This is a genomic window from Micromonospora sp. CPCC 205558 (assembly GCF_036902955.1).
Taxonomy (GTDB): Bacteria; Actinomycetota; Actinomycetes; order Mycobacteriales; family Micromonosporaceae; genus Micromonospora.
In genome coordinates, this window is record NZ_JBAKHR010000011.1 from 45,787 (window position 1) to 70,021 (window position 24,235).

Sequence of the window (24,235 nt, forward strand, 5' to 3'; positions counted from 1 at the left end):
GACGCTGAGCCGAAACCTGACAGATCAGGAAGAGTCCGCGCGACTTCCACCGACACTTGCGCCACGGCAAGCACAGGCGACACGACCGTACGGGTCGACGATGATCGACAGGCTCTCGGTGGTGTGACCAGGTCCGGCCGGGGGTACCGCTCAGAAATGCCGCTGACCCGCAGCCTCGACGATTCGACCGTGGTGATCACCGGCGCATCCAGCGGGATCGGCACGGCGACCGCGTACGCATTGGCCCGCCGGGGTGCCGCCGTCGTGCTGGCCGCCCGCAGTGAGCCCGCCCTGCGACAGGTCGCCCAGCGCTGCCGGGAGTTGGGCGGTCAGGCGCTGGCCGTACCGACCGATGTGACCGAACTGGAGTCGGTGCGGCGACTGGCCGACCAGGCGGCGGCCGAGTTCGGCCGGATCGACGCCTGGGTGAACAACGCCGCGGTCAGCGCCGTGGGTCTGTTCGACGAGATCCCGGTCGCCGAGTTCCGTCGGGTGCTGGAGGTCAACCTGCTCGGGGCGGTGCACGGCATCAAGGCGGCCATGCCCTACCTGGGCGCCGCCGGCGGCGGTGTGCTGGTCAACAACGCCTCGGTGCTGGCCGAGGTGGCCATGCCGTACCAGTCGGCGTACAACGCCGCCAAGCACGGCATCCGAGGGCTGGCCGACACCGTCCGACAGGAGCTGCGGGTCACCGGTCGGGGGCACATCTCCATCTGCACCGTGCTGCCGGCCACGATCGACACCCCGTTCTTTCGGCACAGCGGCAACCACAGCGGCCGGGAGCTGGTGCCGCCGCCCCCGATCTACCCGCCGGAGGTGGTCGCCGAAACCATTGTCCGGCTGCTGCGCCGGCCCCGCCGCGAGGCGTACGCCGGTGGCGCGGCCCGGTTGATGGGCCTGCAGTGGCGGCTGGCGCCAACGCTGGTGGAGCGCGCCCTCGGCTGGTACGCGCACCGCACCCAGTTCGGGCCGGGCGCCCGGGTGGACAGCAGTGGCAATGTGTTCCACGCCGATGCTCAGGCACGTCAGGACGGCGGCTGGCACGGTCGACGGCGGCAGTTGGTGCGGATGACCGCCGCGTTCGGTCTGGCCGCCGCCGGCACCGCTGTCGGCACCCTGGCGGCCTTCAGCCGCCGATCCCGGTCGGACCGCTGATGGCCGATGTCGAGCGCCCGAATGCGCTGACCGTCACCGGCACGCACAATGGGGCGATCATGGCGAGTTGTCTCGTGGAAGTCGACGAGTCGTCGGCGGTGGTCCGGCTGACCGGTGTGCTCGATGCCGCTGGAGCGGAGGCGGTACGCGGCGCGCTGCTCGGCCGCCTCGCGGACCGGCCCGGTCCGGTGGTGGCCGACGTGAGCGGCCTGCGGGTCGTCGACCCGGCCGGGCGGGGCGTCTTCGCCGACATTCGCCGGGAGGTCGCCGACTGGCCCGCAGCGGATCTGCTGCTGTGTGACCCGGCGGTGGCGACGTCCGCCCACCCGGATCCCGCGCTCGCCGGCGTGCCGGCCTGGCCGACGCTCGACGGCGCGCTGGCCGCGGTCGCGGCGACACCTCTGGCGGCGGTGCTCACCGCCGAACTGGCCCCGGAGGTGGGAGCCGCCCGGCAGGCACGCGAGTTGGTCACCACCGGGTGCGAGCGGTGGGGCATGCCGACCCTCGCCGACCCGGCGTGCATCGCGATCACCGAACTGGTCAACAACGTGGTGGCGCACGCCCAGACCCCGATGACGGTTCGGCTGGCGCCCCAGGAGACCACCCTGCACCTGGCGGTTCGCGACCACTCCCCCCGCCGCCCGGCGTTCGCCGGGGTGTCCCCGCCGACCCAGGCCGGCGGCCGGGGCCTGCTGCTGATCGACACGGTGACCCGTCGCTGGGGCAGCAGCGCCGTACCGGACGGGAAGGTCGTCTGGTGTGTGCTGCACCCGGACGACGAACCCACCTGAGCGGGCTTTCGCCGTCGGTGCCCGGTTCGGCGCCGTAACGCCGAAGCTCACCCGGTTATGGCGGGAGGGCAGCGGGTAGTGATCAGACATGCGCGACAACGAGTACCCGACCCCCGTGTCCGACACCGAGGCGCAAGGGCTGCCCGACACCGCCGATGACGACTCGACCGCCAACGACGACGTCCTCACCGGGCGGGAGGCGGACGGGCCGGACCCGGCACAGCTGCCCGGCGACCGCACGCCGGTGGCGGTGGACCGGTTCGGAACGACCGCCGAGGAGCAACTCGACGGTGAGTCGTTGGACTACAAGCTCGACCGTGAGGTCTACGAGCGCCCGGCGGACGACCCACTGGCCGGCACGATCGACCCGAAGATCGCCTTCGAGGCGGACAATCTGGAAGCCGCTGCGGAGGCTCAGCTGGACGCCGACGTGATGGATCCGGGGCCGACCTCGGACCCGAACTCACCCGTCTCCCTCTACGACCACGGTCAGCTCGGCACACCCGCCGACGCCACAGTGGGCCGGCTGGTGGAACCGGACGAGGGGTCGCACACCGACCAGGAGACCGACTCGGTGGCGTACGACGCCGGATCGGCCGGGGGCGGAGCGACAGCCGAGGAGTTGGCCATCCACGAGACGGAGCCGCCGCGCTCGGTCTGACGTCCGTTCAGTCGTCCAGGCCGCGTTCGATGGCGTACCGGGTCAGCTCGACCCGGTTGTGCAGTTGCAGCTTGCCCAGGGTGTTCTGCACGTGGTTCTGCACGGTGCGGTGCGACAGGCCGAGCCGCTGGGCGATCTGCTTGTACGACATCCCCTTCGCCACCAGCCGCAGCACCTCCGTCTCCCGTTCGGTGAGCTGGGGCGTCGCGGGTTCGGCAGCGCCGGCCCGGCCGGTCCCCCGCCCCGGTCCGGCGGCCAGCCGGCGGTACTCACCGAGCACCAGCCCGGCCAGGCCGGGGGTGAAGACCGCCTCGCCGGCCGCGGTGCGGTGGACCGCCTCCAGGAACTCGGCGGGCGCTGTCGACTTCACCAGGTAACCGGTTGCCCCGGCCTTGACCGCGTCCAGCACGCTCTGCTGTTCGCCGCTGGCGCTGAGCATCAGCACCCGCACGGCGGGCAGCGCCGCGCGCAGGCCCAGGATCACCTCGACGCCGGAGATGTCCGGTAGTTGCAGGTCGAGGACGACGACGTCGGGCCGGGCGGCGGCGGCCACCCGAATGGCCTGTCGCCCCTCGCCGCTGGTCGCCACCACCAGGAAACCGGCCTCGGTCAGGTCGCGGGCCACCCCCTCGCGCCACATCGGATGGTCGTCCACCACCATCACCCGGATCGGGTTCACCGCGGTGACCTCGGCACGCTCAGTTCGATCTCGGTGCCCGCCTCGGGTGCGGACACGATCCGGACCGTCCCGCCCACGTCGGCCACCCGCCCCCGGATCGACTGGGTCACACCGAGCCGACCCTGGGCGGCCGCCTCGGCCAGCCGGCCGTCCGGGATGCCCGGCCCCTCGTCGCGGATCGACACGGTCACCGTCGCCCCCTCGTCTTCGATCAGCACCCAGGCCCGCCCACCGGCGTGCCGTCCCACGTTGTCCAGGGCCGCGCCGGTCGCGGCGGCCAACTCTCCGGCCACCCGTCGGGGCAGCGGCACCGGGGTGGCCGGGGCGGAGAGCGCCACCGCCGCCGAGGCGTACCGCCCGAGCAGGGTCCGCAGGTCCACCGCCTCGCCGCTGTCCGAGAGGCTGGCGTCGGCCGGGCTGACACCGGCGATCAGCGCCCGCAGCGCAACCTCCTGCTCGCCGGCCAGCCGGGCCAACTCGCCGGCCTCCCCGGGCAGGTCGGCGCCGCGCCGCTGCACCAGCGCCAGCACCTGGAGAACCGAGTCGTGAATGTCACGGGCCAGCCGCTCCCGCTCCCGGGTGGCGGCCTCCAGTTCCACCGCCCGTTGCAGCCGCTCCTCGGCGGTCGCCGCGAGCCGGGCCACGTGCCCGACCACCACTCCGGCGAGCAGCATCAGGATCACCCCGGTGAACGAGGACTGGCCGATCCGCTCCCGGGTGGCCAGGTCCGCACCGGCGACCAGCAGCGCGGCGACCGTGCCCCGCCGGCGGCCACCGGAGACAGCCCAGGCCAGCACCGGGCCGGCCATCCAGGCCACCCCGAGGGTGGGTACGCCGTGGCTGAGCGCCGTCCGACCGACCACCCACGGGGTGGCCAGCACGATGGCCACCACCACGCCGAGGTCGGCCAGCAGCAGCGGCCACCGCCGCCAGGCCGGCCGGGCGTATCCGATCGCTGTCGCCCCGGTCCAGACGATCATCAGCAGGATCAGGGCGCCGACGGCGTACGGGTGGGCGTACCGGTCGGCGTCGCGCACCGCGAGCGCGCAGACGTACGCCAGGGAGGCCAGTCTGAACACGGTGAGCGCACGCCACAGCGGCACCTCGAATCCACTCGGCGGCGACGGCATGGCGGTCAGGATGCCACAGCCGGGCGGAGCCCCCGGCGAGCAGCGAGTGCGGTTCGGGAAACCCTGACGTACGGTGGAAAAGCCGCGAATACTCCGAGATGCGCCGCCGGGACGGGCCCATGACGAACGCAGACCCGCACGCACCGCGTACGGTTGTGCCCATCGAACCTGCCCTCCTGATCGCCGAGGCCTTCAACCAGGCCCAGGTGACCGAGATTCGACACTCGGTCGCCTCCTGCGCGCATGCCTCGGGCCTCAGCGGCCAACGGCTGGACGACTTCGTGCTCGCGATCAACGAACTGATCACCAACGCCGTGCGACACGGCGGCGGGCGCGGCTGGCTGCGCCTCTGGCAGGAGCCGGGTGTGCTGGTCTGCGAGATCGCCGACCACGGGCACGGGATCAGCCCGCAGCGACTGGGCGACCGCAGTCGGCCGACCCCGGACACCGCCGGCGGCTGGGGGCTCTGGCTGGCCCGCGAGCTGACCGACGCGATGGAGGTGGCCACCAGCACCGCCGGCACCACCGTCCGCATCACCACCGGCTTGACCACCAACAACCACACCCCGAGCTAAACCCACCCCACCCCACCCCACCCCACCCCACCCGCGCGATCTTGCACTTACTGTCGCGACGAATCACCTAAACCCGCTCATCCTGGCGACACAAACTGCAAGATCGCGCAGCGTGAGGGGTGCCTTGCGGGTCAGGCGAAGAGGGCGGAGACGGATTCTCCGTTGTGGATCCGACGCATCGCCTCGGCCAGGGCCGGGGCCACCGACAGGACCTGCAACTTGGGGACCCGCTTGCCGGCCGGGATGGGCACCGTGTTGGTGCAGACGATCTCCAGGACGCCGTCCTGGTCGCTGAGCCGTTGCAACGCGTCGCCGGAGAAGAGGCCGTGCGTGCAGGCGAGCCGGATCGACCGGACCTTCAGGCCGCGCAGATGCTCCATCAGCTCGACCACCGTGCTGCCCTTGGCGATCTCGTCGTCCAGCACGATGACGTCCCGGTCGGTCACGTCGCCGATCACCGCGCTGATCTTGACCAAGTCATCGCTGAACCGCTGCTTCGCCCCGGCCGCGACCGGCGTGCCGAGCAGCCGGGCGAAGGCAGCGGCCTCCTTGGCGTTGCCCAGGTCGGGCGAGACCACCACGGTGTTGCTGAGGTCGTAACGCCGGAAGTGGGTGGCCAGCTCGCGCAGCGCGTGCAGATGATCCACCGGCACGCTGAAGAAGCCGTGCACCTGCGGCGAGTGCAGGGTCATCGCGAGCACCCGGTCCGCACCGGCGGAGGTGAGCAGATCAGCGACGAGCCGCGCGCCGATCGAGATCCGCGGCGCGTCCTTCTTGTCCGAACGGGCGTACGCGTAGTGCGGCAGCACCACCGTGATCCGACCGGCGGAGGCCCCTCGGGCAGCGTCGATCATCAGCAGCAGCTCGACCAGGTGCTCCTGCACCGGCGGCACCAGCGGCTGGATCAGGAAGACGTCGCGCTCCCGGCAGTTGGCCTGCAACTGGACTTCCAGACAGTCGTTCGCGAACCGGGAGACCCGCACCGGGTGCAGCGGCACCCCCAGGTGAGCACAGATCTCGGCAGCCAGGTCGGGATGGGCGGTTCCACTGAAAACTGCGATGTCGCGCACGTTCGCACATCGTAGGCGAAGCGGAGGGCCCCCGACGGCGGTGGGCCGGAACCCCACCGTCACGCCTGTCGCACCGCGCCGCCGTCCGGGTACGGTGCTGCGGTGACCCCCCAGTACGTCGCCGCCATCGACCAGGGCACCACCTCCTCGCGGTGCATCGTCTTCGACCGGGCCGGGGACATCGTCGCCGTGGCCCAGCGCGAGCACCGGCAGATCTTCCCCCGACCGGGTTGGGTGGAACACGACGCCGAGGAGATCTGGGACAACGTCCAGCAGGTGGTCGCCGAGGCGCTGCGGGCCGCCGACACCGACGCGTCCGGGTTGGCCGCGGTCGGCATCACCAACCAGCGGGAGACCACCGTCGTCTGGGACCGGGCCACCGGCCGCCCGGTGGCCAACGCCATCGTCTGGCAGGACACCCGGACCGGGCCGCTGCTGCGCGAGCTCGCTTCGGCGTACGGCGAGGAGCGGTTCCGGGCCCGCACGGGCCTGCCGCTGGCCACCTACTTCGCCGGGCCGAAGCTGCGCTGGCTGCTCGACGAGGTGGACGGCCTGCGCGGGCGCGCCGAGCGCGGCGAGGTGCTCTTCGGCACCATGGACAGCTGGCTGATCTGGAAGCTGACCGGCGAGCACGTCACCGACGTGACAAACGCCAGCCGGACCATGCTGATGGACCTCACCACCCTGGACTGGGCGCCGGAGCTGCTCGACGCGATGGGCGTTCCGGCGGCGATGCTGCCGGAGATCCGCTGCTCCGCCGAGGTGTACGGCACGGCCGGCGGGGTGCTCGCCGGGGTGCCGGTGGCCAGTGCGCTCGGCGACCAGCAGGCCGCCCTGTTCGGGCAGACCTGCTTCCAGCCGGGCGAGGCGAAGTGCACCTACGGCACCGGCAGTTTCCTGCTGCTCAACACCGGGGCCACCCCGGTGCCGTCGACCCACGGCCTGCTCACCACGGTCGCCTACCGGATCAAGGACCAACCACCGGCGTACGCCCTCGAAGGTGCCATCGCGGTCACCGGCTCACTGGTGCAGTGGCTGCGGGACAACCTGGGGCTGATCTCCTCGGCCGCCGAGGTGGAGGAGTTGGCCCGCAGCGTGGACGACAACGGCGGCTGCTACGTGGTGCCGGCGTTCTCCGGGCTGTTCGCCCCGCACTGGCGCAGCGACGCCCGTGGGGTGATCGCCGGCCTGACCGGCTACATCACCAAGGGGCACCTGGCGCGTGCGGTGCTGGAAGCGTCGGCGTGGCAGACCCGCGAGGTGGTCGACGCGATGAACGCGGACTCGGACGTGGCGCTGCGCCGGCTGCGGGTGGACGGCGGCATGACCGCGAACGGCCTGCTCATGCAGTTCCTCGCCGATGTGCTCGACGTGCCGGTGGTCCGCTCCCGGATCACCGAGACCACCTGTCTGGGCGCCGCGTACGCGGCCGGTTTGGCGGTCGGTTTCTGGCCGGACCTGGCCACCCTGCGGGCCCAGTGGCGCTCCGACGCGCAGTGGGAGCCGACCATGGCCCCGGAGCTGCGCGAGCAGGAGCTGCGCCAGTGGCACAAGGCCGTGCAGCGCACCCTGGACTGGGTGGACTGACCTCAGCGGCCGGTGCGGACCAATGCCACGAACGCGCGCCAGGCCGTCGGCGCGAAGGTGAGGACGGCACCGGGCGCTGTCAGCGGTGTCCTGGTCACTCCCAGCGGTTGCCGGTGAGCTTCTCGTAGACGTCGACGTAGCGGGCCCGGGTCGCCTCGACCACCTCGGCCGGCACGTCCGGGGCGGGGGGCTGCTTGTCCCAGCCGCCGCCGGTGGCCCAGTCCCGCACGTACTGCTTGTCGTAGGAGAACTGCACGCGGCCCGGCTGGTACGACTCGGCCGGCCAGAACCGCGACGAGTCGGAGGTGAGCAGCTCGTCGGCGAGGACCAGGGTGCCGTCCGGCGCCCAACCCAACTCGATCTTGGTGTCCGCGATCAGGATGCCCCGGTCGGCGGCCAACTCCGCGCCGCGCCGGTAGACGTCGAGGGTGATCTGCCGAAGCCGCTCGGCGGTGGCCTCGCCCACCTTGTCCACCACGTCGTCGTACGTGATGGGTTCGTCGTGCTCGCCCATCGGCGCCTTGCTCGACGGCGTGAAGATCGGCTCGGGCAGGATCGACGCCTCGCCCAGCCCTCGGGGCAGGGGCACGCCGGAGACCGCGCCGGTCCGCTCGTACTCCCGCAGGCCGCCGCCAGTCAGGTAGCCGCGAGCGACGCACTCGACCGGGATGATGTCCAGCCGCTGGCAGCGGATGGCCCGCCCGGCGAACTCGGCGGGCACGTCGGTGGCCGAGATGACGTGGTTCGGCACCAGGTCGGCGAGCTGCTCGAACCACCAGAGCGAGAGCGCGGTGAGCAGGCGACCCTTGTCCGGGATCGGCGTCGGCAACGCCACGTCGTAGATCGAGATGCGGTCCGAGGCCACCAGGATCAGGTCGTCGCCGTCGGCGTAGACGTCCCGGACCTTGCCCGAGTGCAGAAGTTCCACGCGCCCTAGTACACCACGCGACACGGGAAGGCCCTGATTCGACCACCCAGCCGAGGGTGACCGGACGGACGTTGACACCTTCGTGCGCTGCCTGCGTGAATGGTCCGACCGCCACCCCCGTAGGTCCAGGAGAGCCCCGTGCCCGTTGTTCGACAGCCGCTCGACCGCCTCGGCGCCGACCTGGGCCGGCGCCGACTGCTCGGCGCGCTGCTCGGCGCACCTTTGCTCGCGTCCGGCGGGCTGGCGGGATGCAGCGACGGCGCCGCGACCTCGACCCATGACGGGCCCGTCGAGCTGTCGGTCTTCTGGTGGGGTGACGCCAGACGGGCCGAGCTCACCGAGAAGGCGCTCCAGCTCTACTCGAATCGCAACCCCCGGGTCACCTTCCGGGTCACCTGGCAGGGCGCCGACGGCTACTACGACCGGCTGGCCACCCAGTCGGGCGGCGGGAACGTACCGGACCTGATCCAGATCGACGACGCCATGCTGACCGAGTACACCCAACGTCAGGTCATCCTCGACCTCACCGACCGGCACCTGGATCTTCGGGGCCTACCGGAAGGCCTGATCCGCTACGGCACGGTGGAGGGGCGGACGATGGCGGTGGCCGCCGGGCAGACCCACGCCGTCGTGGTGTTCAACCGGGACCTGCTGCGGGAGCTGCAGATGCCGGAGCCACGGGCCGGGATGACGTGGGCCGACTACATCGCCTGGGCCACGCAGGTCACCGAGGTCAGCGACGGCCGGGTGGCCGGCACCATGGACGGGTCGGGCGACTACCGGGCGCTCTGGCTCTGGCTGCGGTCGCAGGGCGGCGAGTTCTACCGGGGCAACCAGCTCGGTTTCGGCGCGGACGAGCTGATCGCGTGGTTCGAGCTGTGGCAGCGGGCTCGCCGAGCACGGGCCACGCCGAGCGCGGCGCTGGTCGAGCAGGCCGACAGCGGCGAGCCGGCCCGACAGCTGGTGGTGAACGGGGCTACCGCCGCGTCCTTCGCCTGGTCGCATCAGCTACCGGAGCTGCAACGACTCAGCAAATCCGAGTTGGCCATCGTCGGCTTCCCCGGCCCGCCGGGAGCCCAGTGGGCACGGGCGTCGATGTACTGGGCCGCGTTCCGGGGCACCCGCCACCCGGACGCGGTCGTCGACGTGATCAACTTCTTGACCAACAATGGTGAGGTCGGCGCCGTCCTCGGCCACGAGCGTGGGCTGAACGCCAGTTCCGCGGTCCGCCGCTACGCCGAGGGCAGCATCACCGACCCGGCCCAGCGACGTGCCGCCGCGTTCGGCGCCAGCATCGCCGACCTGCTCGGGCCGGCGCCGGCACCGCCGCCCCAGGGGCACCCCAAGGTGCGCACCCTGCTGGTCACCGCCGCCGAACGCATCCGCGTCAAGCGCGACGGCACCCGCGAGGCCACCGCGCGCTTCCTGTCCCAGGCCATCGCGGCCCTGGCGGTGTAGCACCAGCGGCCGGCCCGGGGCCGGCTGCTGCTGGTCCGTCGGCGCCCCCGACCCGCTCAGCGCGGCGGGCCACCCCGGCGGTTGCGCGTCAGACGCAGCACCAGGAACACGACGATCGCGACCACCACCAGGCAGCAGAGCAGCGGCAGCACCCCGAAGCCGCTGCGGCCGCGCCGGCGGGCGGCCTCCACCACGAGTTCGCCGGTGCCCGTGGACGCCCAGGCCGCGACCGGCACGAAGACCGCCAGTACGACCGCACCGAAGACCGCGCTCAGGCGGCCCCACCACTTACCGAATGAAGACATGTGCCCATCCTCGCCGAGGGACGCAACCTCGGCACGTCGGTCCACCTCGAATTCCGCGACCGAATCGTCCGAAACTCCCCGGCGGCGCGCAACGTGCTCACCGGCCGGCGCGCAACGTGCTCGCAACACCCCGGAAAAGATGATGATCTTTACATGAATCTCCGGAGGTGATCGGATTCTTTCCATGGTCAACTTTGTAGACAGTGCGCGGATTCTTCGCATCCGAAGATCTGCGGCGGCAGCGGTCGGCGTCACCCTCGTCGCCGCTCTCCTGAGCACCCCCACGGCGGCCCACGGCGCCACCACACCTCCCGCGCCACCGCCATCGTCACCGCCCCGGACAGGCAGCGCGGACCGCACCCCCGTGACGGTCACGCTGATCACCGGCGACCGGGTGACGGTGACCCCGGGCACCGGGGGCACCTCCACCCCCACGGTGGACGTCACGCGCGCGCCAGGCGCCACCGGCTCGGTGCGGATCTCCACCCAGCGCGGGGACACCTACGTGTACCCGGACGAGGCGGTGCCGTACCTCGCCACCGGTCGACTCGACAAGCAGCTCTTCAACGTCACCCAGCTCATCGCGCAGGGCTTCGACGACACGCGGACCGCCGAACTCCCCCTGATCGTCACCCGCGCGGCGGGTTCGGCGAAACTCCGGGCCGGCTCCACGCTGCCGGGCGCGCAGATCACGATGGAGCTCTCCTCCGTCGATGGTGAGGCGATCCGCACCCGCCGGTCGGAGGCCGCGCGCTTCTGGTCAGGCCTCACCGGCGGTGCCGGGTCGGCGACCAGCCGCAGCGCCGCCACCGCGGCACCCTCCTTCACGGCCGGTGTCGACACGGTCTGGCTCGACGGCAAGGCGAAGGCCACCCTCGCCGACACCACCGCGCAGATCGGCGCCCCCGCAGCCTGGGCTGCGGGCGGCACCGGCAAGGATGTCCGGGTCGCCGTCCTGGACGGCGGCGTGGACGCCGAACACCCCGATTTCGCGAACCAGATCGTGGCGTCACGGAGCTTCATCCCCGGCCAGGACGTCTCCGACCACAACGGGCACGGCACCCACACCGCCTCCACCGTCGCCGGGACGGGCGCCGCCTCCGGCGGCAAGGAGCGGGGCGTCGCCCCCGAGGCCGATCTGGTGATCGGCAAAGTCCTCGACGAGAACGGCAACGGGTCGATCTCGGGAATCGTCGCGGGCATGGAGTGGGCGGCCCGGACCGAACGCGCCAAGGTGATCAACATGAGCCTGGGTGTGAGCGCGTGGCACACCCAGAACGACCCGCTGAGCCAGGCCGTGAACAAGCTGACCGCTGAGACGGGCGCGCTCTTCGTCGTCGCCGCCGGCAACAATGGAAACGACCCGTCCACCCTTGGCGCACCGGGCACCGCGGACGCCGCGCTCACCGTCGGTGCGGTGGACGCCGCCGATCACCTGGCCATCTTCTCCAGCGGCGGGCCGCGGCTGAACGACGAGGGCCTCAAGCCCGACCTGACCGCTCCCGGCGTCAACGTGCTGGCGGCGAGCTCCCATTACAGCCCCTTCAGCCCGGGTTACTACGTCGAGAACAGTGGCACCTCGATGGCGGCCCCACACGTCGCCGGGGCAGCCGCCCTGCTGGTGCAGAAGCACCCGACCTGGACCCCGCAGCAGATCAAGGACGCGCTGATGGGCACCAGCGTCCGTACCCCCGACTACAACGCCTACCAGGCCGGCACCGGTCGGCTGGATGTGGCCGCCGCGTACCACCAGGATCAGGTCATCGCGACTGGGTCGGTCGACGCCGGGCCCGTCAAGTGGGCGTCGGGCACGACTCCGCAGCCGATCAAGCGGAAGATCACCTACACCAACACCACCGCCAAGCCGGTCACCTTGGAGATCTCGGTCGACCGCGGCGCCTACCCCGCACAGACGTTCACGGCGGGCGCCAACCACGTCACCGTGCCCGCGCGAGGAACCTCGACGGTCGACGTCGTGGTGGACCCGAAGGGCCTTACGCAGGGCCAGCACTCCGCACAGGTCAAGGCGCGCTCAGCAGCCGGTGAGGTGCACACCGCCGTCGGGGTCTCCGTCGAGCCCAAGAAGTACGGACTCTCCCTCCGCCTGAAGGACCGTGCCGGCCGACCCGCGAACGGCGAGGTCGAGATCCTCAGCGCCGATGGTGGCTACCAGTACATGTGGACTCTGAACGGCGAGCTCAACGCCCGGCTGGTTCCCGGCACGTACAGCCTGGTCACCACGGTGGACGTGGAGGGGCGCAACGGTCCGCACTCGCTCGGGATGGCGATGCTGAGCGCTCCTGAGGTGGAGTTGACGGCCGACCGGGTCGTCACCCTCGACGCGTCGAAGGCCCGCGAGGTGAAGGTGGCGACCGCCCAGCCAACCACGATCGCCAACAGCAGGATCGACGTACACCGCTCCTTCACCTCGACCGAACCGTCGCCCAGCGACTCGACCGCCCTACTCACCAGCACCTTCCCCAGCGCCGCCTACGACAGCCTCTGGGCGCTGCCCACCGAGAAGGTGAAGAAGGGCAGCTTCATCTTCGCCACCCGGATCCGGGCCAAGCAGACTCCGCTGGAGATCAGCTACGACGGCCGCCGCCTCAGTGAACCACTGCTCCAGCCGGGAACCCCGGCCCTGCCGGACGGCACCACGCGGCTGGACGCTGTCTTCGCCGGCAACGGCGCGAAGGGTGACTACGCCCAACTGTCCGCACGGGGCAAGGCGGTGGTCGTCCGCAGCAACGACTCGGTGGCCCCCACGGATCAGGCTGCCGCGGCACACGCCGCCGGCGCGGCGATGCTCCTCGTGGTCAGCGCAGAGAACGGCCGCAAGAACGACTGGTACGGCAACCCTGACGTGGTGACGACCGGCCCGATCCCGGTCGCCAGCCTCCTCTCGGACGAGGGCGAGCGGCTGATTCAGAAGATCGCCGCCGCCGGTCGCAAGTCGGTACGGCTGGCCGTGGAGGCCCACCCCGCGCCGCGATACCTCTACGACCTGGTCGACCACCACCGCGGCGGGGTGCCCAGCGACCCCTCCGCCAAGACCGACGCCCGGAGCCTCGCCCGGATCGACCTGACGCTTTCCCCGATCCCGGGGCAGTCGTCGCTGGAAAGGCGGGTGGACTTCCCGCCGTACGCCTACGCCGCCGCACCCGCGTTCCGACCCCTGCCGGTCTCCCCGGGGCCGCGGACCGACTGGGTCACCGCCAGCAGCGACATCAAGTGGCAGCAGCAGACCGACATCGGAGACTGGGCGCAGTCACGCACGGACGTAACGACCTACCAGCCGGGCAGCTCACAGAAGGACCGCTGGTTCGGCCCGATCATGCGGCCGCGCCTACTCCTGAACAACACCCTGGTCCGGGCTGACACCTGGTTCAGCGCCACCCTCGAGGTGTTCAGCGACGCGGGAGCCGCGCACGGCGGCGGAACCCGGCTGCCGCAGCGGGCCGTCCTCTACCAGGGCGACAAGCAGGTGGCCCAGGCCTCCGGCTTCCCCTGGCTCAACGCCTCTGATCTGCCACCGGAGAAACTGCCGTACCGGCTGGTCATCGACACGACGGGCGTTGCGGACTTCAGCCCGTACTCGACCAGCACACGTACCGAGTGGAGCTTCGTCTCCGGTAGCAACCAGGAGATCAAGGCCGTCCCGCTGGTCCAGCTGGACTATGAGGCGGATGTGGACTTCACGGGGCGGGCGAAGCGTCGCAGCGACCTCTCCATCACGCCCATGGTGTTGGGCAGCGCCGCCGCTCCGGACGCGGTCTCCTCGCTCACGTTGGAGATCTCCTACGACGACGGGGCGACCTGGCAGCGGCAGGACCTGCGGGAAAAGAAGGGCACCTGGCAGGCGTCCCTGAACGCGCCGCAGCGGGCCGACTTCGTGTCGTTCCGGGTCACCGCCAAGCAGCGCAACGGCGGCGGCGTCACGCAGAGCGTCACCCGGGCCTTCGGCCTGCGGTAGAACCCGCCGGGGGCCGGTGCCTGCCAGGTGCCGGCCCCTCCGTGGGCCCTCATGTCGCAGCGGCACCAAAAAAGTCCGGCCCCCACAGTGTGGGGGCCGGACTCATATCACTTTCAATGGTAGCGGGGACAGGATTTGAACCTGCGACCTCTGGGTTATGAGCCCAGCGAGCTACCGAGCTGCTCCACCCCGCGTCGACTGGTTAAGACTAACCCATCCGTCCCGGCGATGATCAGTGGGGGTCGCCAAGCGCTGCGGCCGGTGCCACAGAATGTCGAAAGCCCGCCCCCGGTGACCCGGAGGCGGGCTTCGAACTGGTGTTTCTCTCGTAGCGGGGACAGGATTTGAACCTGCGACCTCTGGGTTATGAGCCCAGCGAGCTACCGAGCTGCTCCACCCCGCGTCGGCTCGCTAACCGTAGCGCACCTCCCCCGCGCCCCGCAAAACGACATCCGAATCCGCCGGATCGAGGGCCGGCACACCAGGTCAGCCAAGCCACCTCCGGATGGCGGCGACCGCGCGGCGACTGTCCGCGTCGACCTGCGCCCGCTGGCTGGAGGTGTTCTCCCAGCCCTGCTCCCAGAGGATCGTCACCACGTCGCCGACCCGGATCGCCCGGACCAGCCGCACGTCCTGAACACCGGTCGGGTCGCCGTTGACGTCCTGACCCGCGCTGCGCATCTCGAACAGCACCGACTCGTCGCCGAACCCGCTGTCGGGGAGCAGCCGCTGCCTGCTCCGCGCCGACGTGTCATCGCCCGGCAGCTTCTGCTCGGGGCAGTCCCGCACCGCCTGCCGCAACTCCTCCAGCACGTCGTCGGCGCGCCCGGCCCGGTAGATCGCGATGGAGTGGGTGTAGCTGCCGTCCGGGACGTACCCCTCGCCGGGGTTCTGCGGCAGCTTGTAGACCAGGAGCCGGGTTCGACGGTGTACGACCGTCTCGCTCGGGATGTCCGCGCCGCACAGGCCCGGCAGCGCGGCCACGTCCCGGAACTGCGGTGCGATGCCGATCTGGTTGGCCGACGCGAGCGCGAAGAACGCCCGATCCGGGATGCTGGTCGGCGTCCTGGGCTGCGATGTGCCGCTGACACCCGGAGACGTCGCCGTCGCACCCGGCGAGCGGCCCGGCGGGGTCGGCGTGACAGGCGACGACGGCGCACCGCCAGTCACGTTCGGAGACGGCGACACCGACGGCGTCGGGGTCGACATGCCGGCCGGCGCGGGTACGGCTGCCGGCGGCGGGGCGACCACCTGGGCCCCGATCAGCACACCCACCACCACCAACCCCACGGCGAGGGTGCTCCCGGCCGCACGAAGCCGGGCCCGACGGTCCGCCTGGTGCCGCAGCACGTCGGGAAGGCCCAGCTCGCGAGCGTCCGCGTCGGCGGCGAGGGACCTGTACAGCTCGGACAGTTCATGCGACATCGGTGGCCTCCAATTCCACGACGACCAGATCGGGCAGCAACGCGGCGAGTCGGGCCCGGCCGCGGGAAAGCCACGACTTCACCGTGCCGACTGGCACATCGATTTCATGGGCGATCTCCTCGACCGGCATGTCGAACAGGTAGTGCAGCGCCAACGCTCGCCGGTGGGTTGCCGGCACCTGACGCAGGGCCTGGACCAGCAGCACGCTGTCCTCGTTGGGCGGAGACACCGGCAGCGGGGGCCCGGCCAACCGCAGCGCGCCGCGCAGACCCCGCAGCCGCCGCCAGCGGTCGGTCGCCAACCGGGCCACGACCAGCCGCAGCCACGCCTCCGGCGCCGGATGCTCCGACAACCTCCCCCACTGCCGCCAGGCCCGGGCGTACGCCTCCTGCACCAGGTCCTGCGCCTCGGTGTAGTCGCCGACGACCGCATAGCCGTACCGCATCATCCGCCGCGTGCTGCTGCGGTAGAAGTCATCGAAGCTCTGCGCGTCCCTCACCACTGCTCCCCCTCATCCACCCCGTTGCACATGAGGACGGCGGGCCGATACCGCAGGTTGCGGCCCCGTCCACGCCTGTCGGCGAGATGACAGAGCGGCACGGCTCCGGACACGGCGGAGCCCCCGCCGTGCGGACCGGTGCGGTCCGACGACGAGGGCTCCGAAACGTACTCCCGGGCGTGCCGGGTCAGCCGCCGGCGCTCGGGGTGGCACCCGGCGCACCAGCGGCCTGCTGCGCCTGCTGGAACGCGGTGAGCGCCTCGTCGAGAGCCTTCAGCGCGCGCCCGTACCGCTCGAAGTCGCCTGACGTCTGCGCGGCCCGGACCTCGGTGATCGCGGTCTGCACCCGGTCCGCGGCGGCAGCCAGGTCACCGGTCGGCGGCGGGGTGCCGGCGCTGGGGGTCGGCGTCGGCGTCGGCGTCGCCGTCCCCGACGGCGTCGGAGTCGGAGTCGTCGGGTTGCCCCCGGTCGTCGGTGGCGGCGACGTGCCCTGCCCGGCCTTCTTACCCTGCTCGACCAACTGCTTGATGCCGTCGTTGATGTTGTCGGCGAGCGCCACGAAGGAGCCACCATCACCGTACGAGAGGAGCACCTTCTGCAACAGCGGGTACGCGTCCTGCTGGTTGCTCTTCACGTAGACCGGCTCGACGTAGAGCATGCCGTCGGCGAAGGGCAACGAGAGCAGGTTGCCGTACTGCACCTGCGCCTGGTTGCTGGAGAGCAGGTTGAGCTGCTGACGGATGTTCGCGTTGTTGGTCATCTGCTGGTGCACCTGCACCGGGCCGGAGATCCGGGTCTGATCCGGCAACTCCAGCACCTCCAGCCGGGGCTGACCATCGACGTACGACCCGGAGATCAGCGCGGCGAGGTTCTGCCGGCCGTTCGGGGTGACCGCCGAGGTGAGCTGGAACCGGGGGCTCTCCTGCCCGGGGAACTGGGTGAAGAGGTAGTACGGGGGCTGCTTCTGACCGCTGTCCGGAGCGTCCGGCACGTTGGGCACCTGCCAGAAGTCCTGCGCGGAGTAGAAGTCACCCGGGTTGGTCACGTGGAACTTGGTGAGCAGGTTGCGCTGCACCTTGAACATGTCCGCCGGGTAGCGCAGGTGCTCGCTCAGCTCGACCGGGATCTCCGCCTTCGGCAGCACCAGGTCACCGCCGAACGCCTTGTTCCACGCCTTCAGCACCGGGTCGGTGTCGTCGTACTCGTAGAGCTTCACCGTGCCGTCGTACGCGTCGACGGTGGCCTTCACCGAGTTGCGCATGTAGTTGACGTCCTCCCGGGCCAGCTGGAAGGTGCCCCGGTTGGTCAACTCGTCGGTGGTCTCGGTCTGCAGGTTGACCTTCTCCGCGTACGGGTAGGAGGCCGCCGTGGTGTAACCGTCGACGATCCACTGCACCCGACCGTCCACCACTGCCGGGTACGGGTCGCCGTCCAGGGTGAGGAACGGCGCGACCTTCTCCACCCGGTCGCGCGGGTTACGCACGTAGAGCAGCTTGGAGTCCTTGTTGACCGCCTCGGAGAGCAGGAAGTTCGACTCCTGCTCCTTGATGGCGTACAGCAGTCGCCGGGTGAAGGAACCGATCTCCACACCGCCCTCGCCGGTGTAGGTGTAGGACTCGCCGCCACCCTCACCGACCGGCCGGTCGAACTCGGCCTTCTTGTTCGGGTCGGACTGCCCGACGATGGCGTAGTCGTCGGCCTCCATCCGCTCGCCGTAGTAGATGCGCGGCTGCTTGGCCGGGATCTGCTCGGTCTGCGAGGAGCACGCCTCCTGGGTCTTCTCGCCGAGGAAGCCGGAGACGAAGAACGGCTGCCCACCGCAGACCACCTGGTTGGCCGGTGCGGCCACCAGCCCGAACCCGTGGGTGTAGACGGTGTGCCGGTTGATCCAGGTGTTCTGCTGGTCGGTCAACTCGCCGTAGTTGATCTCCCGGACGCCGACCACGTAATCGGAGACGTTGCCGTTGACCCCGTACCGGTCGATGTCCAGCTTCGGACCGAAGTCGTAGAAGCCACGCACCTGCTGGAGCTGGGTGTACGTCTCGCTGACCAACTGCGGGTCGAGCAGCCGTACGTTCGACACCACCGAGGTGTCGGTGGCCAGGTTCCCCGGTGGGGTGAGGTTGTTCGCCGCGTACGGGGTCGTCTCGGTGGCCGCCAACCCGAACGCCGCCCGCGTCGCGTCGATGCTGCGCTGGATGTACGGCGCTTCCTTGTCCTTGGCGCTCGGCTTGACCTCGAAGGTCTGCACCGCCCAGGGGTAGATGCCGCCGATGGCCACCGCGGACACGCCCAGCAGCGCCAGCGAGATCCCCGGCCAGACCAGGTTCCGCATCCAGGCGTTGGAGAACACGAGGATGGCGATCGCCACCACGATCGAGATGTAGGCGAGGATCTCCTTCGCCGGCAGCAACGCGTTGACGTCGGCGTAGCCGGCGCCGTACAACTTGGCGCCCTCGTTGTACTCCAGCAGCATCGCCCGCCGGTCCAACACGTACGCGATCGCCTTCAGCAGCACGAAGACCGCGACCAGGGTGCTCAGGTGCGCGCGGGCCGCGTTGCTCATCCGGTCACCGACGCCCTGCAGGCGGACACCGCCGAAGAGGTAGTGCACCGCCAGCGCGCCGATCACGGCCAGCACCACCGCGGTGAAGGCGACCCCGAGCAGGTAACGCCAGAACGGCAGTTGGAAGACGTAGAAGCCGATGTCGACCCCGAACTCCGGGTCCTTGATGCCGAAGTCACCGCCGTTGCGGAAGAGCAGCCACTGGTTCCACCGGTTCTGCGCGGAGAGGCCGGCGAAGAGCCCGACCACCGCGGCGGTCAGCAGGATCCAGGTGCCCAGACGCGGGCTGAGCACCATCCGGTAGCGCTCCAGGGTCGCCTGCTCCACCGAGTGCGGACGCATTCGCGGGCGCAACCGGTAGGCCAGCCACAGGTTGCCACCGACGATCACCGCCATGCCGAGGCCGATGGCGAGGAAGAGCACCAGCCGGGTGAGCAGGACACCGGTGAAGACCTCGGTGTAGCGGACCTCGTCGAACCAGAGCCAGTCGGTCCACGCCTGGACACCCCAGCCGAGCAGGGTGAAGAGCACGAACACCCCGACCAGGACAGCGATGGTGACGCGCCCGCGCCGGCTCATTCTCGGGAGGGGGCTGCTGCTACGCATGACCACTGTTGGCTCCGCACGCTCGATATGATCGGCTCCGACCAGGCACCCAGAGTACGGGGTGTTCCTGAGCGTGTCGGGGCACGGTCACACCCGTCAGCAACGCGTCGGCTGACCGCCCCCGCGCAACGTCTCCAGAGCGGTCATCGCCTCGTCCAACGAGCCGACCCGCAACAGCGGCAGATCGGGCTGTGGGTTGCGGACCGCCTCGGCGCAGTTGTCCGCCGGCACCAGGAAGACCTTCGCCCCGGCGCGCTTGGCGCCGACCAGCTTCTGGGCGATCCCGCCGATCGGGCCGACGACACCCTCGTCGTCGATGGTGCCGGTGCCGGCGATGACCTGACCGCCGGTGAGGTCGGCGGGGGTCAACTTGTCCACGATCCCCAGGGCGAACATCAGACCGGCGCTCGGCCCACCGATGTCCCCCAGGTCGATACCGAGCGTGAACGGGTGCGGCTGCTGCTGATCGATCTCGACCCCGATACGCGGTCGGCCGTCCTGCTCCTGACTGGTCACCGTCGCGGTGGCCGGCACACCGTCACGGGTGTAGCCGATGGTCAACGCCGTGCCCGCTGGCTTGGCCCGGACCAGCTCGGTGACCTTCGCGGCCACCGGCACCGGCTGGCCGTCGACCGAGGTGATCAGATCGCCGGCCTTCAGCGCCCCGGCCGACGGACCGTCCCCGGCCACCGTCTTGATCACCACCTGCACCGGAAAGCCCAGCTTTCGCAACGCGGCGGTCTCCGCGCTGGTCTGCGACGCCTTGAAGTCCTCGGCATTGCGCTGCTCGACCTGCTCGGTCGACTCCCCCGGCGGGTAGACCAGCTCGCGCGGCACCACCGCCTCGTCGTCGGAGAACCATCCCGCGATCGCCCCACGCAACCGCACAGTGGGCTGCACCCCCACCGTGGTCAGCCGCAACTGGCCGGCCGAGGTCGAGGTCTCCCGACCGGTGACCTGGATGACCTCCTTACCGTCGGCCGTACCGAGGGTGTTGACCGTCGGACCAGGGCCCAGCACCACGTACGGAATCGGCACCCGGAGCACCCCGATGCTCAGCAGGGCGGTGAACAGGGCCCCGAGCAGGACCGTCAGGCCACGACGTCTCATGCCGCAGAGCGTACCGACCGGGCCCGGGCCGCCCGCCGAATGCGCCACGCGACTTCGCCCTCAGCGCAACGCCAGCAGCGGCGACCTGGGGCGCGGTCCGCGTACCGTAGATGTCGTGCCTGATATTCCGTTCGGATTCGCGCTCCCGGGTGGGCAGCCACCAGACCCCAACGATCCCGCGCAGATGCAGCAGTTCATGTCGCAGTTGCAGCACCTGCTCTCCGCGCCGGGCAGCGGGCCGGTCAACTGGGACCTGGCCCGGCAGGTCGCAGCCAGTCAGCTCGCGGCCGCCGGTGACCCGGCTGTGTCGATGTACGAGCGCAACGCGGTCGAGGAGGCGCTGCGCCTGGCCGACCTCTGGTTGGAGCCCGCCTCGGCGTGGCCCTCCGGCATCCAGAACCCCGTTGCGTGGAACCGCAACGAGTGGATCTTCAAGACGCTGGACGTGTGGCGCAAGCTGTGCGACCCCGTCGCCAGCCGGATGGTCGGCGCGATGGGCGACCTGGTGCCACCGGAGGCGCGCGCCCAGCTCGGCCCGATGCAGTCGATGGTGGCGTCCCTCGGTGGCGCGCTCTTCGGTGGCCAGTTGGGCCAGGCCCTCGGTTCGCTCGCCGCGGAGGTGCTCTCCGCCGGCGACATCGGGCTGCCGCTCGGCCCGGCCGGCACCGCCGCGCTCATCCCGGCCAACATCCGGGCGTACGGCGAGGGCCTGGAGCTGCCCGAGGACGAGGTCCGCCTCTACGTGGCGCTGCGCGAGGCCGCTCATCAGCGGCTGTTCCAGCACGTCCCGTGGCTGCGCGGTCACGTGCTCAGCGCAGTCGAGATGTACGCCTCGGGCATCCGGGTCAACCGGGAGGCGATCGAGGAAGCGATGGGGCGGGTCGACCCGACCGACCCGGAGTCGATGCAGGCGATCGCCCTGGAGGGCATCTTCACCCCGGAGGACACCCCGGCCCAGAAGGCCTCACTGGCCCGCCTGGAAACCGCACTCGCCCTGGTCGAGGGCTGGGTGTGCCACGTCGTGGACAGCGCCGCCAGCGACCGGCTGCCCAACGTCGTCCGGTTGGGCGAGGCGTTCCGCCGTCGCCGGGCCGCCGGCGGTCCCGCCGAGCAGACCTTCGCCGCGCTGGTCGGTCTGGAGCTGCGCCCCCGCCGGCTGCGCGAAGCCGCAGCACTCTGGGCGGCGCTCACCCAGCACCGTGGCATCGAAGGCCGCGACGCCGTCTGGGGCCACCCGGACCTGCTCCCGTCGGACGACGACTTCGCCGACCCGGTCGCCTTCGCGATGAACGACATGGACCTCAGCGAGCTGGACAGCTTCGACTTCACCGCCCCCGGAGGGGTCGAGGAGCAGGCCCCCGGCCAGTCGGGCCCGTCGGGTCAGGCTGGTCCGTCGGGTCAGTCGGGTCCGTCCGACGAGACCGACGGTGAGGGCGACGCCAAGTCCTGACGTCCGCGCATCGACGACCTGCGCCCCGGGTGCCCGCATGATCGACAGCGGGCACCCGGGGCGCGTTCGGCTGCCCGGAGGCTCAGGCAGTGCCGGCGGTCCAGTCAGGGCCGGCGGTTCAGGCAGTGCCAGCGGTTCAGGCAGGTCGGCCTGAACCGGAGAGAAGGGCGCGCGTCGCTTCCCAACCCTCGAAGGCTGGGTCCAGCGTGGCCAGGTCGGCCGGGCCACGCAGCCGGCGCCAGCCGGCGGTGACCGCCACGTCACCCGGTCGCGGGGCGTTGGCGCGCGCCTGCGCCGGCGTCGCCGTGTCCAGTTCCAGCGTCGGTAGCCAGCTCGGCGCGGGCAGTCGTACCGCGACTCCGAGCAGACCCGGACCGCCGCCCTCGACCGGAGCCACGGCGACCGGTCGGGTGGTGAGTGGGCGGAGCAGCTTGCCGACGGTCAGTGCGGGCAGGTCAGGCACGTCACTGACCAGCACGGCCGCTTGGTCGTACCCCTCCAGCGCGGCGAACACGGCGTTGGGTGTCGGCTCGGCCACCTCGTACACCGCTGTGCCGGGCCAGACCAGCGCATCGGCCAGAGCCCGGTCGGCCGGGGTCACCGCGACCGCGACCTCCACCTCGTTGAGCGTGGCGAGCAGGTCGATGACGTCTTCCGCGAGAGCCGCTCGCCACTCTGCCAGGTCCACGCCGGGCGGCGACCAGTACACCGGCCCAAGTAACGCCACCACCACCCGTCGCGCCATCCCCCGACCCTAGCGCCCCACCGGGCGTGCCCATTCGGTGACGTGATCGACTCGGCTTCATGAAAGTCGCGGTGTCATTGGGTCGTCGATAGCGCGGTATTCAGGAAACCGAGTTGATCTAGACCGATCGCGCCTCACCCGACACCTGACGGAGCTCCGCAGGGGTGTGGATCAGGTGGGGAGCGGTGCGCAGGAGGCGGCGGCGACCCCTTCGAGGTAGCCGCGAGCGCGTTCCGCCTTGGGGTAGCGACCAACCAACGCCCAGAACCGGGCGTTGTGGCTGGGCACGATGAGGTGCGCCAACTCGTGGAGCAGCACGTAGTCGATCACCCATTCGGGCATCTCCTGGACGCGGTGCGAGATTCGGATGCTGCGGTCTGCCGGCGTGCAGGAGCCCCAACGGCCGTTCTGGTTGGTGACCCAGCGGACGCTGGCCGGCACCGCTTTCGTGGCGTATTCGGCGAGGTAGAGGTCGATGAGCCGGTTGGCGCGGGCCAGTAGCTCGGCATCGGAGCGGGCGAGGCGCCCCTCCCGCGCGGCGAGTCGGGCGAGCATCCGATCGACCCACTCGCTCTCCTCAGCGCGGGAGAACTGGTCGGGGATGAGGACGACCACTCGCTCACCGTCACGGTACGCGGACACCGTGCGTCGTCGACGCTGGCTGCGCCGCACCTCGACGACCGGCTTGCGCGTCCCCGCCATCACTGGCCCGCGCAGCCTCGGCTACGTGTCACGAAGGAAAGCTAATGCCCACTGACCAGGGGTCCGCAAGGGTCAACCGCGCGACACGCGCCCAGAAAGTGGTGATTGGTCGCTAGGCGTCCCGAAAATTTCTTGACTGCAGCGCCATCGCGCCATCTCGTCACCCTTCGTGAACGCCGATGGCACCGGTACGCGGCACCTCCCCACCGTAGGTGATCACCGTCCCGGATGCCCCCGCGGGGGCACTCGCACGGGTGGCTGTCAAGGTTTGGTCGGCGTGTCCCCGCCAAACTGACTTATCCGACCTATTTCGCCATGCACACTCTCGACGTCGACTTGCTCACAGTGTCGATGCACAGCTGACATGGAACTGCCCAGACCTGGGTAGGGTCCGCGAACCAGCGGTCACGAAGGTGGCCGCGGAGTGAGACCCAGCGCCGGCGCCCCGTGTGGCCCGCCGCCGGGCACCCCGCCGGAACGGCATTGACCGGCGGACGAGACGAGGAGGGCACCGTGGCCGACCAGGCCCAGACGACCTACAACGGTTACTGCGTGAAGTGCAAGGAGAAGCGGGACTTCGAGGGGCACGTCGAGGTCTCGAAGACCGGAATGAACATGGCCAAGGGCAAGTGTCCGGTATGCGGAACAACAGTGAACCGCATTCTGGGCAAGGCCAAGGTCTGACCCGAACGGGTTGAACGGGGTGGGGTGGCTGCTGGCCACCCCACCCCGTTGCCATCGCGAGTTCGGTGCCACCGACGTCGGTAGCCCTGTCGGCTGACCGACAACAGGGACGGCGGGCTGTGGAAAACTCGCCAAA

At 70.7% G+C, this 24,235-nt stretch carries 20 protein-coding genes and 2 tRNA genes; 9 read left to right on the forward strand and 13 right to left on the reverse strand.

What is annotated here, in order from left to right:
* Positions 1-156: 156 nt before the first annotated feature.
* The 3 genes from V6U86_RS15125 to V6U86_RS15135 all read left to right on the forward strand — a co-directional run bounded on the left by V6U86_RS15125 (position 157) and on the right by V6U86_RS15135 (position 2,607).
* Complete coding sequence (locus tag V6U86_RS15125; protein WP_334503508.1) at positions 157-1,155, forward strand: SDR family oxidoreductase; 999 nt, start codon at positions 157-159, stop codon at positions 1,153-1,155.
* Positions 1,155-1,946 carry an ATP-binding protein gene (locus tag V6U86_RS15130; RefSeq protein WP_334503510.1) on the forward strand — a complete coding sequence of 264 codons (792 nt, stop codon included), beginning with the start codon at positions 1,155-1,157 and terminating at the stop codon, positions 1,944-1,946. The genes V6U86_RS15125 and V6U86_RS15130 overlap by 1 nt, the downstream gene beginning before the upstream one ends.
* 88 nt (positions 1,947-2,034) lie before the next feature.
* Positions 2,035-2,607, forward strand: a complete 573-nt coding sequence (locus V6U86_RS15135; RefSeq protein ID WP_334503512.1) for a DUF5709 domain-containing protein — start codon at positions 2,035-2,037, stop codon at positions 2,605-2,607.
* 7 nt (positions 2,608-2,614) lie between these two features.
* Here V6U86_RS15135 and V6U86_RS15140 read toward each other — a convergent pair whose 3' ends face one another.
* Positions 2,615-3,268 carry a response regulator transcription factor gene (locus V6U86_RS15140; RefSeq protein WP_334503861.1) on the reverse strand — a complete coding sequence of 218 codons (654 nt, stop codon included), beginning with the start codon at positions 3,266-3,268 and terminating at the stop codon, positions 2,615-2,617.
* A gap of 14 nt (positions 3,269-3,282) precedes the next feature.
* Positions 3,283-4,416, reverse strand: a complete 1,134-nt coding sequence (macS, locus tag V6U86_RS15145; RefSeq protein WP_334503514.1) for a MacS family sensor histidine kinase — start codon at positions 4,414-4,416, stop codon at positions 3,283-3,285.
* A 119-nt stretch (positions 4,417-4,535) separates the two neighbouring features.
* Here macS and V6U86_RS15150 point away from each other — a divergent pair, with 119 nt between their 5' ends.
* Complete coding sequence (locus tag V6U86_RS15150) at positions 4,536-4,991, forward strand: ATP-binding protein (RefSeq protein WP_334503517.1); 456 nt, start codon at positions 4,536-4,538, stop codon at positions 4,989-4,991.
* Positions 4,992-5,122: 131 nt separating this feature from the next.
* Here the strand turns inward: V6U86_RS15150 and V6U86_RS15155 are convergent, their stop codons facing one another.
* Positions 5,123-6,061, reverse strand: coding sequence for a ribose-phosphate diphosphokinase (locus V6U86_RS15155; RefSeq protein WP_334503519.1), 939 nt, complete (start codon positions 6,059-6,061; stop codon positions 5,123-5,125).
* A gap of 102 nt (positions 6,062-6,163) precedes the next feature.
* Here V6U86_RS15155 and glpK point away from each other — a divergent pair, with 102 nt between their 5' ends.
* A complete protein-coding gene (gene glpK, locus V6U86_RS15160) occupies positions 6,164-7,648 on the forward strand; it encodes a glycerol kinase GlpK (protein ID WP_334503521.1) in 1,485 nt (494 codons plus the stop codon).
* A gap of 94 nt (positions 7,649-7,742) precedes the next feature.
* Here glpK and V6U86_RS15165 read toward each other — a convergent pair whose 3' ends face one another.
* Positions 7,743-8,576, reverse strand: coding sequence for a phosphoribosylaminoimidazolesuccinocarboxamide synthase (locus V6U86_RS15165; RefSeq protein ID WP_334503523.1), 834 nt, complete (start codon positions 8,574-8,576; stop codon positions 7,743-7,745).
* A 138-nt stretch (positions 8,577-8,714) separates the two neighbouring features.
* Here V6U86_RS15165 and V6U86_RS15170 point away from each other — a divergent pair, with 138 nt between their 5' ends.
* Positions 8,715-10,034: an ABC transporter substrate-binding protein gene (locus tag V6U86_RS15170; protein WP_334503525.1), complete on the forward strand. Its 1,320-nt coding sequence runs from the start codon at positions 8,715-8,717 to the stop codon at positions 10,032-10,034.
* Positions 10,035-10,090: 56 nt separating this feature from the next.
* On the opposite strand, the gene V6U86_RS15175 is transcribed toward V6U86_RS15170, so the two are convergent.
* Entirely contained in the window at positions 10,091-10,339 is a 249-nt protein-coding gene (locus tag V6U86_RS15175) for a hypothetical protein (RefSeq protein WP_334503527.1), read from the reverse strand.
* Between the two features lie 364 nt (positions 10,340-10,703).
* Here V6U86_RS15175 and V6U86_RS15180 point away from each other — a divergent pair, with 364 nt between their 5' ends.
* Positions 10,704-14,312: a S8 family serine peptidase gene (locus V6U86_RS15180; protein WP_334503529.1), complete on the forward strand. Its 3,609-nt coding sequence runs from the start codon at positions 10,704-10,706 to the stop codon at positions 14,310-14,312.
* Between the two features lie 117 nt (positions 14,313-14,429).
* Here the strand turns inward: V6U86_RS15180 and V6U86_RS15185 are convergent.
* From V6U86_RS15185 to V6U86_RS15210, 6 genes are all read right to left on the reverse strand, one after another.
* A tRNA-Met gene (locus V6U86_RS15185) sits at positions 14,430-14,506 on the reverse strand.
* Between the two features lie 135 nt (positions 14,507-14,641).
* Positions 14,642-14,715 (reverse strand) — tRNA-Met (locus V6U86_RS15190).
* Between the two features lie 83 nt (positions 14,716-14,798).
* Positions 14,799-15,737, reverse strand: a complete 939-nt coding sequence (locus V6U86_RS15195) for a hypothetical protein (RefSeq protein ID WP_334503531.1) — start codon at positions 15,735-15,737, stop codon at positions 14,799-14,801.
* On the reverse strand, positions 15,727-16,236 hold the full coding sequence (locus V6U86_RS15200; protein WP_334503533.1) for an RNA polymerase sigma factor: 510 nt from the start codon (positions 16,234-16,236) through the stop codon (positions 15,727-15,729). Before V6U86_RS15200 ends, V6U86_RS15195 begins: the two co-directional genes overlap by 11 nt.
* A gap of 187 nt (positions 16,237-16,423) precedes the next feature.
* Complete coding sequence (locus tag V6U86_RS15205) at positions 16,424-19,408, reverse strand: UPF0182 family membrane protein (protein WP_334503535.1); 2,985 nt, start codon at positions 19,406-19,408, stop codon at positions 16,424-16,426.
* Positions 19,409-19,504: 96 nt separating this feature from the next.
* Positions 19,505-20,518: a YlbL family protein gene (locus tag V6U86_RS15210; RefSeq protein WP_334503537.1), complete on the reverse strand. Its 1,014-nt coding sequence runs from the start codon at positions 20,516-20,518 to the stop codon at positions 19,505-19,507.
* A gap of 184 nt (positions 20,519-20,702) precedes the next feature.
* On the opposite strand from V6U86_RS15210, the gene V6U86_RS15215 reads away from it, so the two are divergent.
* Positions 20,703-21,968 (forward strand): zinc-dependent metalloprotease, encoded by a 1,266-nt coding sequence (locus V6U86_RS15215; protein ID WP_334503863.1) that lies wholly within the window; start codon positions 20,703-20,705, stop codon positions 21,966-21,968.
* Positions 21,969-22,104: 136 nt separating this feature from the next.
* Here the strand turns inward: V6U86_RS15215 and V6U86_RS15220 are convergent, their stop codons facing one another.
* Together V6U86_RS15220 and V6U86_RS15225 are read right to left on the reverse strand one after the other, a co-directional pair.
* Entirely contained in the window at positions 22,105-22,713 is a 609-nt protein-coding gene (locus V6U86_RS15220; RefSeq protein WP_334503539.1) for a hypothetical protein, read from the reverse strand.
* A 171-nt stretch (positions 22,714-22,884) separates the two neighbouring features.
* On the reverse strand, positions 22,885-23,415 hold the full coding sequence (locus V6U86_RS15225) for a M48 metallopeptidase family protein (protein ID WP_334503541.1): 531 nt from the start codon (positions 23,413-23,415) through the stop codon (positions 22,885-22,887).
* Between the two features lie 513 nt (positions 23,416-23,928).
* On the opposite strand from V6U86_RS15225, the gene V6U86_RS15230 reads away from it, so the two are divergent.
* Entirely contained in the window at positions 23,929-24,099 is a 171-nt protein-coding gene (locus V6U86_RS15230; protein ID WP_167457767.1) for a DUF5679 domain-containing protein, read from the forward strand.
* The last annotated feature ends 136 nt before the right edge of the window (positions 24,100-24,235 follow it).

Coding starts and splice junctions, on each gene's coding strand:
- V6U86_RS15125 (WP_334503508.1), top strand. CDS start 157: ATGCCGCTGACCCGCAGCCTCGACGATTCGACCGTGGTGATCACCGGC.
- V6U86_RS15130 (WP_334503510.1), top strand. CDS start 1,155: ATGGCCGATGTCGAGCGCCCGAATGCGCTGACCGTCACCGGCACGCAC.
- V6U86_RS15135 (WP_334503512.1), top strand. CDS start 2,035: ATGCGCGACAACGAGTACCCGACCCCCGTGTCCGACACCGAGGCGCAA.
- V6U86_RS15140 (WP_334503861.1), bottom strand. CDS start 3,268: ATGGTGGTGGACGACCATCCGATGTGGCGCGAGGGGGTGGCCCGCGAC.
- macS (WP_334503514.1), bottom strand. CDS start 4,416: ATGCCGTCGCCGCCGAGTGGATTCGAGGTGCCGCTGTGGCGTGCGCTC.
- V6U86_RS15150 (WP_334503517.1), top strand. CDS start 4,536: ATGACGAACGCAGACCCGCACGCACCGCGTACGGTTGTGCCCATCGAA.
- V6U86_RS15175 (WP_334503527.1), bottom strand. CDS start 10,339: ATGTCTTCATTCGGTAAGTGGTGGGGCCGCCTGAGCGCGGTCTTCGGT.
- V6U86_RS15195 (WP_334503531.1), bottom strand. CDS start 15,737: ATGTCGCATGAACTGTCCGAGCTGTACAGGTCCCTCGCCGCCGACGCG.
- V6U86_RS15205 (WP_334503535.1), bottom strand. CDS start 19,408: ATGCGTAGCAGCAGCCCCCTCCCGAGAATGAGCCGGCGCGGGCGCGTC.
- V6U86_RS15210 (WP_334503537.1), bottom strand. CDS start 20,518: ATGAGACGTCGTGGCCTGACGGTCCTGCTCGGGGCCCTGTTCACCGCC.
- V6U86_RS15215 (WP_334503863.1), top strand. CDS start 20,703: ATGCAGCAGTTCATGTCGCAGTTGCAGCACCTGCTCTCCGCGCCGGGC.
- V6U86_RS15220 (WP_334503539.1), bottom strand. CDS start 22,713: ATGGCGCGACGGGTGGTGGTGGCGTTACTTGGGCCGGTGTACTGGTCG.
- V6U86_RS15225 (WP_334503541.1), bottom strand. CDS start 23,415: ATGGCGGGGACGCGCAAGCCGGTCGTCGAGGTGCGGCGCAGCCAGCGT.